10 protein-coding genes are annotated in these 12,324 nt (G+C 54.8%); 5 read left to right on the forward strand and 5 right to left on the reverse strand.

Annotation, left to right across the window (positions count from 1 at the left end; genetic code table 11):
• Positions 1-53: 53 nt before the first annotated feature.
• From KF752_03295 to glpQ, 3 genes are read left to right on the forward strand one after another with little or no spacing between them, the layout of a single operon-like run.
• Positions 54-1,499 (forward strand): hypothetical protein, encoded by a 1,446-nt coding sequence (locus KF752_03295; GenBank protein ID MBX3420562.1) that lies wholly within the window; start codon positions 54-56, stop codon positions 1,497-1,499.
• Between the two features lie 15 nt (positions 1,500-1,514).
• The gene (locus KF752_03300; GenBank protein ID MBX3420563.1) at positions 1,515-3,521 is read left to right on the forward strand and encodes a hypothetical protein; all 2,007 of its coding nucleotides are present in this window, start codon (positions 1,515-1,517) and stop codon (positions 3,519-3,521) included.
• Positions 3,522-3,547: 26 nt separating this feature from the next.
• Positions 3,548-4,795: a glycerophosphodiester phosphodiesterase gene (gene glpQ / locus KF752_03305; protein ID MBX3420564.1), complete on the forward strand. Its 1,248-nt coding sequence runs from the start codon at positions 3,548-3,550 to the stop codon at positions 4,793-4,795.
• A gap of 584 nt (positions 4,796-5,379) precedes the next feature.
• On the opposite strand, the gene KF752_03310 is transcribed toward glpQ, so the two are convergent.
• Together KF752_03310 and KF752_03315 are read right to left on the reverse strand one after the other, a co-directional pair.
• A complete protein-coding gene (locus KF752_03310; protein MBX3420565.1) occupies positions 5,380-5,832 on the reverse strand; it encodes a PaaI family thioesterase in 453 nt (150 codons plus the stop codon).
• Positions 5,833-5,914: 82 nt separating this feature from the next.
• On the reverse strand, positions 5,915-6,763 hold the full coding sequence (locus KF752_03315; GenBank protein ID MBX3420566.1) for a sugar phosphate isomerase/epimerase: 849 nt from the start codon (positions 6,761-6,763) through the stop codon (positions 5,915-5,917).
• Between the two features lie 295 nt (positions 6,764-7,058).
• Here KF752_03315 and KF752_03320 point away from each other — a divergent pair, with 295 nt between their 5' ends.
• Positions 7,059-7,391, forward strand: a complete 333-nt coding sequence (locus tag KF752_03320) for a nucleotide pyrophosphohydrolase (protein MBX3420567.1) — start codon at positions 7,059-7,061, stop codon at positions 7,389-7,391.
• 186 nt (positions 7,392-7,577) lie between these two features.
• Positions 7,578-8,639: a terpene cyclase/mutase family protein gene (locus KF752_03325; GenBank protein MBX3420568.1), complete on the forward strand. Its 1,062-nt coding sequence runs from the start codon at positions 7,578-7,580 to the stop codon at positions 8,637-8,639.
• Between the two features lie 70 nt (positions 8,640-8,709).
• On the opposite strand, the gene KF752_03330 is transcribed toward KF752_03325, so the two are convergent.
• From KF752_03330 to KF752_03340, 3 genes are all read right to left on the reverse strand, one after another.
• Complete coding sequence (locus KF752_03330) at positions 8,710-10,122, reverse strand: hypothetical protein (protein MBX3420569.1); 1,413 nt, start codon at positions 10,120-10,122, stop codon at positions 8,710-8,712.
• Positions 10,123-10,437: 315 nt separating this feature from the next.
• Entirely contained in the window at positions 10,438-11,619 is a 1,182-nt protein-coding gene (locus tag KF752_03335; protein MBX3420570.1) for a DUF1573 domain-containing protein, read from the reverse strand.
• Positions 11,620-11,760: 141 nt separating this feature from the next.
• Positions 11,761-12,309 carry a DUF4416 family protein gene (locus tag KF752_03340; GenBank protein MBX3420571.1) on the reverse strand — a complete coding sequence of 183 codons (549 nt, stop codon included), beginning with the start codon at positions 12,307-12,309 and terminating at the stop codon, positions 11,761-11,763.
• Positions 12,310-12,324: the final 15 nt, after the last annotated feature.

The following is a 12,324-nucleotide window of genomic DNA, read 5'->3' on the forward strand; positions in this document are numbered from 1 at the left end:
TAACCCATTGGATTTCCAGGTGCGCGCTGGTATGCGCGTTCGCAAGCCCAGGGGTGGGGCAACCACCCCCCGACTCGCCCACAGCGGATCGACCGCAACGACCTGACCCGCTATCTGAAACGCTAGAGCGAGTGTACGTCATCGACATCAACCGCCCCATCGATGGTTTATTCGATTGGTACTTGAACAACCGCTTGACACGGGCCCGCAACCACCAAGCTGACCTGGTGCTGATTCGCTTGACGACCCCCGGTGGCGATTTGGAATTATCGCTCTCAGCTGCTCGCAAACTGCGAGAGATCGACTGGGCTACCATTGCAATTTGGATTCCCGAAGAGGCGATCAGTGGAGGCGCCATCATGGCCTTGGGAGCGGATGTGGTTTACATGCGCAAGTCGGCCATCTTGGGCGACGCGGGACCAATTATGTTTGGACCGGGGGGACAGTTCGTACACGCAGAAGAGAAAATCGTCAGCTATACGTCTACGGCAGTTCGCGAACTTGCCACCAGCTCCGGACGTCCAGCCGCCATCGCAGAAGCCATGGTGAATCGCAAGTTGAAGGTTTATCCAGCAACAGACAAGACGACTGGCCAGACATCTTTTCTGACTGAACAGGAAACGCAGCGCGACGAGGTCCGCGAGAGGTTCGATATCGGTGACGCGATTCCCGAAGCCGGCCACGACCTGTTCTTGACAGTAGGAGCTGAGCGAGCCCAACAATTAGAACTTTGCGACGCTGTATTTGAATCTGAGACGGAACTACTAAAACAATTGACTTCACAGCCCATCACCACCACGACACTGGACTGGAAAGACACACTGGTCTACATCCTCAATCGTCCCTGGTTCACCGGCCTGCTGCTGATTATGGGACTGATCGGACTATACTGGGAAATTACTTCGCCGGGTCTGGGTCTGCCAGGGGTGGTCGCCATTGCATGCTTTGGGATTTTCTTCTGGAGCCATTTTTTGGGAGGCACTGCGGGTTGGTTAGAGGTGACACTGTTTGCACTCGGAGTTGGTCTGCTGCTCTTAGAGTTGTTTGTTGTGCCTGGATTTGGCGTCTTCGGAATCTCTGGATTGGCAATGATCGCCCTGGCGCTGGTCATGGCGACTCAGGATGTCCTGGTGCCCTCGACTCAAGAACAGTGGCGGCAATTTCAAGTCAATGGCTTGTCCGTGCTGACCGCATTTGCAATTCTCGCGACCATAATCGTCGTGCAGGTGATGGTCTTCGATACCATCCCGGGACTCAAGCGATTTCAACTGCAACCCGAGGAGGTGCAGGGCACGACTAATTCCCCTGTGGAAACATTGTATGATGGCCTGAATATCGGCCAACGCGGCGTCAGCCAGTCGGACTTGCGCCCGTCAGGCAAAGTTGCTTTTGGAGAGAAAATCTTAGATGTGTTAACCGAGGGCGACTACGTCGAACGTGGAACCGAGGTTTATATACTGCGCATCGAAGGCAATATTGTTACCGTCAGGCGATGCTGAATCAGAATTATGCGGATGAACAGGTTGCATCACGATACGCGACAGACCGCTAGCGCCTTGCGGCTAACTTGGCATGCGACCGGGTTGATGTTTGGATTGTTCATTGCGAGTTGGATTTCGTGCAATGTACGGCTCATGGCGCAGTACCAGACACCACAGCCAGCGCCGCTGCCTCCCGGCTACGCCAGCTCGCATGATTCTACTCCTGCATATACTACGCTAACTCTGTCAACGGACTCACGATCGCGCGACTATTCTCACAGCGCGATAGAATTGGGCAGACTAGCCACTGTGGGATATGACGATCTGGCCCGATACCGTCCCTACACCGAACTGGGAGGCAACTATCGCCAACCCTGCGCCATCGCTGCCTTGGGCGAAAGTCAAGCATTGATACCGACCAAGCTGACCGGCGAGCTGTATTTGCTGAATACTGACGACCTGAGTTTGGAGGTCGTGCTGAACGCCCCCCAGCGACAGTTTACTACAATCGCCGTGTTGGGGCCAAACCACTGCGCACTCGGCGATACACGGAATCATCAGATCGTTATTTTTCAGCGTGATCAGCCGCAATGGCGCGAAGTGTCCGCATTAGCCACGCCAGGACATCCTCATTCTTTGGTCTGGCTGCCTCAGTCGCAGATGCTACTGGTCAGTGGCCAGTGGTCACAACGGCTATACCGCTTTCAAGCGTCAGATGCCGACTTTAGCCAATGGAGCGAACTGCCACATAGCGATCTAACGTTCTGTGGCGGTGCGATGGCCTGGATACAAGAGCAACAATGTCTGCTGGTGATGGACGCCTTTGGTGGCGACTATCAAGTTATAGACGGCAGCGATCTGTCTGTAGCCTGGCCCACGATTCATCAGGCTCAATTGTACGAACACAACGTGGCTCATGTGTTGATGCTGGAACATGAACGACAACTGATCTATCCCATGCAGTTGCTGAACCCCGAGACGCATTCGATTCAAGGCGAAATCACTTGGGGAAACGTGCTCAGTAACAATCTGCGCGTGTTGGATATTGAGCAGACATTAGAGCACAAAGGCACCGCCATCTACGAGCGCAGTCGCCTGCTGTCACTCGGTGAAGTCGGCGATGGAGCGGGCGACCCAACCAGCATTTGCTTGTCAGCTCAGGGCACATTGGCGGTGACCTTGGGTGGCACGGATCGCGTGGCCATCGGCCAGCTAACTGGTGGCGAATGGACCCGCCTTGCGGTTGGATTGCGGCCAGTGGCGGCGCTGTTCACAGCCAAAGGCGACCGTCTAGTTGTTGTTAATCAGTTCAGCGATAGCTTGTCGATCGTACAGCCAGCTACCGGTCAAGTTCGCGATTTGCCGCTCGGGCCGCTACGCGAGCCAACTCTGGCCGAGCGCGGTGAACGGCTGTTCTTTCATTCGCGACTTTCGCACGATGGCTGGATGAGTTGTCACAGCTGCCATAGCCATGGGCATACCAACGGGCAGTTGAACGACAACCTCAGCGATGGAACATTGGGGACTCCTAAGCGGATCGTGAGCCTCCTAGGGCAAGCTGAAACTGCGCCGTACGGATGGCAAGGCAATTTCGCCACGCTGGAACAGCAAATACTCAGCTCGCTGCAATCGACTATGTCCAGCGATTATCCAATCTCGCGCGACATGGTAGACGCGCTGGCGGCCTACGTCCGCAGCCTGCCCCCTCCGCCTGGAGTCAGCTCAGCTCGCGGGGACATCCATCAGACAGTGCAGCAGTTCGGGCAAGTATTGTTTGAGCAATTGAACTGCACAACCTGCCATGCCGGCCAGCGATTTACGAGCAGCGATTCGTATGACGTTGATTTGACCGACGAGCGTCAGGCCACTCTCTTCAATCCACCCAGCCTGATCGGCGTCAGCCAGCGCACCAGCGGATTGCTGCACGACGGTCGCGCCGAATCAGTGGAAGTCCTACTGAATACCTACCATCATCAATTGCCGCGACCCTTGGAGAGCGCTGAACTTCAGGCGCTGATCGTTTACTTGCAGTCGCTGTAACTGGCATTTACCAGAAGGATTTCGTCATGAAACATTTCGTTTGGCAATTGATCTTCATCCGTCGTCTGGTAACGGCTTACGCCAGTTGTTACTCAAGCAACTGGTGGCCAGGCAAATCGTCCGCCAACAATATTTGTCGCAATTCACATACCACTGGACTAACAGTACAGGTTGCAACTGTCTCGCTAGTCCCACCCTACCAGTCGCGTGAAAGTCTGTGTCGTCATTTGGTTGCCACGCCTTTTCTATTGATACTATCGTTAGTCACGGCAGCGCGGGCTGCTGAAACAGAGTCGACCGATAACCGAGTTCAGCCTGCTGGTCGTCCAATTGTGATCGCACATCGTGGCGCGAGCGGCTATCTGCCTGAACATACATTGGTTGCCAAAGCTGCGGCGCACGCCATGGGCGCCGATTACTTGGAGCAGGATGTGGTGCTGTCCAAAGATGACGTCCCTGTTGTACTGCACGACATTTACATCGACACAGTTACCGATGTCGCCCAACAGTTTCCTGATCGACACCGCCAGGACGGTCGGTTCTATGCGTTGGACTTCACGGTCCAGGAGCTAAAACAGCTGAGCGTAACAGAGCGAGTTGAACTGAAGACCGGCAAGGCGGTTTTTCCAAATCGATTCCCAGCGCGTCCAACGACGCTGCAACTATGTACGCTGGACGAAGAATTGGAATTTATCGCTGGCCTCAACCGCAGTACTGGGCGCGAGGCGGGCATCTATCCAGAGATTAAGAATCCGTACTGGCATCACCAGCAGGGACGCGACCTGAGCCGCGCGGTCTTAGAAGTGCTGACTAAGCATGGGTACAGCACCAAACAGCATGCGTGTTGGCTGCAATGCTTTGAATTCCAAGAGATCAAACGCTTGCGAAGTGAACTCGGTTGGCAAGGTCGCTTGGTGCAATTGCTGGTCAGTCGCGGCAAGAATGTGGACGGCACCGACTACCGTTATTTGTTATCGGATGAAGGATTAACTGAGTTGTCGCAGTGGGTCGACGGGATTGGCCCGGAGGTCTCCAGCTTCATACAGGGCAACAGTCCACAGACTCGGCAAATTACATCGCTCGTCGCGCAGGCCCATCGACAGGGCCTGCAAGTTCATCCCTACACTTTGCGACAGGACGCGCTGCCCAGGTGCGCTGCATCGCTGGACGATCTGCATCGAGCGATCTTTGTAGACGCCAAGGCAGACGGCGTCTTTTCCGATTTCCCTGACAAGACAGCCGAGTTTGTCAAACAATTGGCTACAGATAAGTAGTTCTGAATGGCTCTGGGAATTATCGTTCGCTTACCGCGAGAACGACGGTAACCACCACTTGGCCGCAGGCCTGTGTTGATGGACATGACTCGCTACGCAACGTAGAGGGTATTGAATCCCCCCCTTGGGAACGCCTATCGAAAAAGCGACCTTGGTCGAATATCAGTGCAAAATGTTGACTCAAGATTCTTGGGCATTAGAATCCCAGTCGCAGTGGTGGTGCATTATTTATTGAATGCACGTCAGGAAGCGTGGGTTCGTCCAGCGAGCGGTCGATCGCTGGGAATCGTTCTAACGAGCGCTGACGGAAAGTGTCTGAAGGTGGGCTCTGTTCATGAAACGCATTTTGCTGGCCTTCGAGTCCGTTACCCTGGTATGCTTGAGGGCTTCGTCAATGCGGGGCCAAGACACTGCATCTTAACCGCCAATATTCTGTTGTGCTTCCAAGCGCCCAGAGGATGTGACTTCGTTCAGAGCGCAGACCACATTGTCGCGATAAGGCCAAGCTTTGGGCTGCTCAGAATTGACTTCGACGTCATGCCTAACCGCTCAGCGCCACGTCCAGCCAGCCTTGCGCGTCCTATTCACTTTAGCATGGGCTGATCTGCCAGCGCGATCATGCTGGCCTGCATTACCGCAATGTCGCTGTGTCGATCTCCCTTGGTAGCGTAAACTTGCCCCTGACAGACGGTCACAGTCCGCCCCGATTTGACGACCTGTCCAACCGCCACGAAAGTTTGGCCCTGCGCGGGGTTCAGAAAGTTGACTTTGTATTCTATCGTCAGCACATCATATCCGGGTGGCATCAGCGTCAGCGCTGCGTAGCCGCATGCACTGTCGACAACGCTGGTGATGGCTCCAGCATGTGTAAAGCCATGTTGCTGTGACCAGCGAGCATCAAACGGCAATTCGATGGTGACTTGGCCAGGCTCCACTCGCAGAAGCTGAGCTCCCAACGACTTCATCATTTGCTGTCGCGCAAAGCTGGCTCGGACCAGAGAGTCGAAGTTCGGATTGCGTACCTGAAAGGAATTCACGGTTATCCTCCGAACCCAATTGCCATAATGTATTTGGCGTGTTGCGAAGGCGATTGCAGCTTCCGAATGAGCTTACAAAAGGTTATTTGAAATGCTTGGCGACTTGTTGCTTCATGAAGGCCAGGCCTTGGCGGGCTAACTGAAGTTCATCGTCAAACATGCGTCGCCATATTTTGGTGGCGGCGGCCAATTCAGGCAGCGCAAGACCGAAAGCCTCGATTACCAGCCAACCGTCGTAGCCAATTTGGGCTAGACCACTGAAGTTGGCCTCCCAGTTTACGTTGCCTGCGCCCGGAGTGCTGCGATCATTTTCACTGATATGCACGTGGCACAGCACATCGCGTATTTGCTCGAGGGTAGCGCGAATATCTTTTTCTTCGATGTTGCTATGGAAGGTATCGTACATGATCCGGCAGGCCGGATGATTGACCTCCCGGGCCAGTCGCGCCGCATCGGCGTGTGCATTTAGAAAATAGCATTCAAAACGATTGAGTGCCTCCACGCCCAAAGTCACACCCACCATACCTGCATGTTCGGCTACCGCCCGCATGCTGTCGACACCCCATTTCCATTCGTCGGCCGTGGGGCCAGCCCCTGAAAAATGCCCGATGGCCGAGTGGTAAGGCCCTACCAGATTCTCAGCGCCCAACGCTGCGCAACAGTCCAGCGCTCGTTTGTTGAGTTCGACACCTTTAGACCGGACGCTTGCATCGGCGCTGATCGGATTGTCATCCAGGTTGCGTACGGTGACAGCCGTGCAGCCCAGTCCCAAATCCTTGAGTCGCCGTCCCCATGACGCGTAGTCTAAGTCGAGGTTGAACAGCGGAATTTCGATACCGTCGTAACCCATGTCCTTGATGGCTTGAATTGTGGGCAGCAAGCTATCGTTGATTTCGCCGCCCCACAGGAGCAAGTTCATTCCGTATTTCACTATGTCTTCTCCGGTGAATGTCAAATCTTTTGAATTGGATTGCCGTTCAGCGGCCCCATCCGCCTGGCGAATTCCTAGTCTAGCCATCTTTCGGCCTACACGATAGGCGACGACCGTGAGGGAACCCGAATCGCAAGAGTTCTCAGCGTATCCCCCAGTCCGTAAGATGTCGTATAATGAAGCTGGTCAATAGCGGTAGCCGCTTACGCCACACACTGATCACGCAGTTGGTGGGCCTAGAATTCGAGTGAACGGAAACAAAAAACTCACGGAGAATGTATTGATGGCCGAACAAATGCAGTCCTCGCAGCCAATTGCTCATGGGGATGTTTCGCTGACCGACTTCCAGGCCAAGATCAAGGCCATGTATTTCGAAAAGGATGTCCAGCGCGGCGTGGATGGGACCTTCATGTGGCTGATGGAAGAGGTAGGTGAACTGGCCAGCGCGCTTCGCGAGGGAACGCCGCAAGAGTTGAGCGGTGAATTTGCCGATGTGCTGGCGTGGCTGGCTACTATCGCCAATGTGGCTGGCATTGACCTTGGAGAGGCGGTACGAAAGAAGTATGGTGACGGTTGTCCCGGCTGCGGTCGTCTGGTTTGCGTGTGCCCGATGGACGAGAAACCCTAATCCTCAATGAATGCGCTGGTTGTCCTTAAGCCTGGGGACCGGAAGAATATGCCAGTGGTCAGCGACACCAGGCGGGGGAATTCCAGCTGTCTGGCCGTCTGGCAACTGTAGCCACCAATATGCCGCCGAACAAGTAACCCCGGCGCGGCAGTTAGATTTGAACTAGTTCATGTGAGTCTTCAATTCATGGCTAACTTGTATGATCGTCGCCGATGGCTTAAGCGATCCGCCACAGCCAGTTTCGCTACGACGCTGGCGCTACACGGACGAACTATGGCTCACGCCAATGCGCGGCGGCTGGATCCTGCCTTTGAGCAGAGCATCCGTTCGGGCCTGGATTATCTAGCCAGGACGCAGAGCACCAGTGGACAGTGGAGTTCTATGGCTTATCCAACAGCCATCACGGCGCTGGCGGGCACGGCGCTGATCTGTTCTGGATCGACGACCACTCAGGGGCCCTACGCCAAACAGATCGCGCGCTGCACTGATTTTCTGTTGTCGAAATGCCGCGACAACGGCTTGATTGGCGATCCGATTACCGACAATCGATATACCTACGGACACGGGTTTGCCATGTTGATGCTCAGCCAGGTGTTGGGCGAAGAGGGTTACGAAGATCGCCGCCAGGAGTTGCTTCAGAAGCTTAACTTGGCAGTTCAATTCTGTTGCAACGCTCAGACGGACGCTGGTGGCTGGGGTTATGTGAGCGCCAAGGATGGCGCCAATTACGATGAGGGCTCGACTACGATAACTCAGGTGCAGGGCTTGCGCGGCTGTCGCAACGCCGGCATTGCCGTGCCTGCCGACGCCATTGAACGCGCCAAGCGATACATCTATCGCTGCATGAATGCCGATGGCGGCATTAGCTACTCCAGTAAGCAGATGGGCACGTCGCGCCCGGCCATTACGGCCGCAGCGCTGGCGGCGCTGTATAATGCGGGCGACTACGACGGCGAGAACGTGCCGAAGATGATGAAACACGCTCGGGATGCACTGCACGACGAGCTTGCCGATCAAGGCGCTGCCTTTGGACACTGGCATTACACTTATTTATACTACAGCCAAGTCGTCTATCGGCAAGGTGACGAGCAGTGGCTGCCGTTTCGCGATCGACTCTATCGCCGCATTGTCAGCGAACAGAAGTCGGACGGGCACTGGGATGGCCAGATTAGCCCCGTATACATCACCGCATGCAGCCTGATTATGTTGCAATTGGATCGCGGGCTACTGCCTATCTATCAGCGATAACTTGCGGAGTTACTACCAGGCTGCACTGGCCCAGGGCGTCCTATCCTACCAATCGCGTGAATCGTAGCCATCAATCTTTACCGTAGTGCTTGACCTGCTCCCAGAATTCCTCGAACGCGCCAGACTCGTGGAAGGCGGGGCTGTTGTCCAGGTCGTGACATTCCATGCACTTGGCCTCTGCGCGATCCAGCGGCAAGATCATTTCTTCGCGCAATTGCTGGAGCAACTCGGCCGAGGCTTCGATATCGCCGTTTTCAGCGGCAACGTGAGCGGAACCGGGACCGTGGCAGTTCTCGCAACCACTGCCCAGCAAATGTTCTGATCGTTCAAGGCTGACATAGCCCGATTCGTAGGGAAAGAATTTTTGTGGGTTCCAGCCAGTCACATGGCAACTGATACACTCTGGGTCAAAATGTCGCGCGATTCCGCCGCGATCGTTGTTGGCGGCCACGATCGAGTCGGTGGCATGAACGTGCGGGCTGTTTTTCCAGATGTCAAAGGCGGTCGTATGACATTCGCCGCAAGCTTGCGAGCCGACAAACTGTCGTCCCGAAGGATGCGCTGCCGGCGACAATCCCAAACCGCTCAATCCAGCTTCTTTCAAGCGGCCTTGATATTCTGCGAACACTTCAAGCATGCGCGGTGAGTCTTTGAACTGGGATGAAATGGCGATTCTCTGATAGCGGACCGGCTGCTGGGCATCGCCGAACAGACCAATGATGCCGCCATACATGCCCTTGGTGCCTACTTGGACCATCAGCGACTTGGTACCTTCGATACTCTCCGGATTCAACGTGGGCTCACCGTAGCCTCCAGCGGTAACAACCAGGTCGATACCTGGCACGGCCTGAGCCCAGCGTGAGCTTTCCTCCAACGATGCGTGAGCCAGCACTACGATGTAATCACAGCCCTGAGACTTCAGTTCCGGCACTACCTGCTGCAGGCTAGTAGTCGGATCGCTAAATTCCACCTCATCGCTCTTGATTTCCGCTTCATACTGTGCGCCCATCAGCGCTGTTACGCCGATCTTGCGTCCGCCTGCCTCAATCACTTTGAAGGCCGGAAAGAAATCTGGCAACAATACCACAACATTGGCACAAATAAATGGTCGCGGGCTATTGCCTTCGCTGCCAGCCACTTGAATCAAATCAACTTTGGACAGTTTCAAATCATCCACGCCTAGCGCCACAGCGCCGTAACCCATTTGCTGCAAAGCTCGCGCCGTAACCTCGAACTTGATTAGCGGTTGAACGCCTACGCGTCGCACTTGATTGCCAACGTCCAGCGGTACGACTTGCCAGCCACGATCACGCAACTGCCCCAGCAGCGTATCGCGTCGAATCAGTCCCCCTTTTTGCATCTCTAACCCGGTACAACCACAGGGTTCGATATAGCCGTGTTGCTGTCCCGATAGATACAGAACCACTTGCGGCTGTGGCCAATCATCGGCAATTTTTTGGTTGCGCTCGGCTTCCGTTGCCACGACGCCAGCCGTGGTTGCGCCTGGAGTCGGTAAAGATTTCGGTAAAGATTCTTGTGGTGCGGGCGACACCGGCGGAGTTGTTGGTTGGCTGTCTTGGGAAACCGGAGCCTGGCGACTGCAGGAGGCAGTTATGATTGCCAACCATGCCACAACCACAGCTCGAGCAAGACAGTTTACGCTCGTCGATTGACTCCCCAACATGCTGGCTTCTCCACCCTGAGATGCACTAGACAATCCAAGAGCACGGCAAAAACGCCTCGCACTCCGGCAAATGCTAGCATACGCTTGTTCGAACTGGTTGCGCCCGCAGCCGGGCTACTTGGTAACGACCAACGCCACGCGAATCAGCAGCTCGGTAAGCTTGCTGGAGTTGGAGCGAATTACCACTCTAGCACATGATTGCTTGTCGTTGCCAGGATAATAAGCTTCTGGGGCATCTTTGGGAACCTCGAAGTTGATCGGAATCATGATTCGGCCCGCATCAGTTTTCTTTTCGCCGACCTGCACCTTAAGCGATTTCTGAGCATCCAGCTGGTCAACCGTGAACTGCAGGTCCTCTGGTAGATCACCGCGCATCACCAGCCACAGCGACGTGGTAAATCCCTGTTTGGCCGAAACGGTGCCGATTTTCAGCAGGTTCAGGTCTGATACAAAGTAGGATCCACCGATGATGGTAACGTCGCTCACGGCCCGTCCATACACCTCCAAGTCGGGCACCGTGATTTCCTGATGGAGACTGGTACGGACCTGAACTCTGGCGGAGACTAAGCCCAGCGGTACGCCGGGAGCGACTTTCAATTCTCCCTTGTAGGCGCGCGCAGCCCTGAGATGTCCAGTGTGCTCCGCGACAGGAACCTCTTCAAAGCTCAGCGAATAATACTTACTGGTTGATGAGTCCGACCACTCCAGGTCCGTCACTTCCACATCAGCATCCGTATAACTGTAGACCATGAACTGCTTAGACAATCCGGTGTAGGACAAGAAATCTCCCAAGTCGATACGATCTGGTTCGTAGACAAAGCTGTCGATAATTCGGCCTTCCACTTTCAAGCTGAATTCGGTTTTGGTGGGGTCGTTCGTCCTGAACGTAGCCGATTGCGCAAATTGAGGCGTGGCCACTTGTGCTCGCCAAGTCAACGTAATAGTTGTCTCTTCGCCGGGTTGAAGTACGTTGTTGTTCAGTGTGCCCACCGTACACTTGCAGGTCGACCCTGTTTGCTCCAGTGTCATGGGACCAGTGCCCACGTTGCGGACAACAAAGTCGTGGCTCATCGATCCACCGTGTTGCATTTGACCGAATTGAAAGCTATCGCCACCCGGCAATGCTAACTTAGCAACCCCAGGATTCTTCACCGGCGCATGGTCCGAAGTCTGGCTGGCAGAGGTGGACCCAATAAAGAATTCTGTGGTACCTCGAGTTCTCCAGTGAGCCTGAAGGTTTCCCAGAGCGAACCCCAGCACTGTCGCGATCAATAGCGTTGCAAGTATCCGAATCATCACTTATTCCGAAGACAAGAAGTACCGTAGCTACGATCGCCAGAACGCGGTCAGCAATTCTCTACCTTCTGACGAAGGCAGCTACATCGAAAATGCCCACAACACCAATGTACCACAGCGCAGAACAAACTCCAGGAATCCTCACGACTTCTCAGGCTGCCCCTGGATGATCTGTTTAAGACGTTCGCGCACCCGACTAAAAAACCGCTGATAATCTTCTCGCAAGTAATCTGGATAAGTCCAGGGACGGCTTTGCCAGCCGGCTACATAGTACAGACATTCCTCTGCATAGATGCCGTTGCGTAGATAAATGCGGTGGGCTCGGTCCTTGGCTGAAGCCAGCACTAGTTTGCTGAGTGTTAAATAACCGGGATCAATGTTGACGGGTCGTGGCTGTGGATATTTGCCGCTGCTGGCCAACTGACTTTCCCATGCGTTAGATTGCAGTTTGCAGTCAGCCAAATTGGTGGGATCCCACAGGCGGTCTAACACCACGAATTGCTTCAATAGCGGCTGCCCCATTTCGACCGCGTAGTAGCCGGTTTCCACATGCTCGAACACCGGACTCGTTAACCCAACTGTGCCCCAACGCTGTTGGATATTGTCGCCAGCCCACTCCAAAACTTGGCGATGGCAACTAAAAATTGCGGCCAGCAAGAGAGCGGGAGGAGCGGGTTTAGGTTGCGCCATAGTCGCCGAGCGAAT

It is taken from the genome of Pirellulaceae bacterium, assembly GCA_019636385.1.
Classification (GTDB): Bacteria; Planctomycetota; Planctomycetia; order Pirellulales; family Pirellulaceae; genus Aureliella.

Bases quoted from the DNA above. Each gene is read 5' to 3' on its own strand.
- KF752_03300 (MBX3420563.1), top strand. From the start codon at position 1,515: ATGAACAGGTTGCATCACGATACGCGACAGACCGCTAGCGCCTTGCGG.
- glpQ (MBX3420564.1), top strand. From the start codon at position 3,548: ATGAAACATTTCGTTTGGCAATTGATCTTCATCCGTCGTCTGGTAACG.
- KF752_03320 (MBX3420567.1), top strand. From the start codon at position 7,059: ATGCAGTCCTCGCAGCCAATTGCTCATGGGGATGTTTCGCTGACCGAC.
- KF752_03325 (MBX3420568.1), top strand. From the start codon at position 7,578: ATGGCTAACTTGTATGATCGTCGCCGATGGCTTAAGCGATCCGCCACA.
- KF752_03335 (MBX3420570.1), bottom strand. From the start codon at position 11,619: ATGATTCGGATACTTGCAACGCTATTGATCGCGACAGTGCTGGGGTTC.
- KF752_03340 (MBX3420571.1), bottom strand. From the start codon at position 12,309: ATGGCGCAACCTAAACCCGCTCCTCCCGCTCTCTTGCTGGCCGCAATT.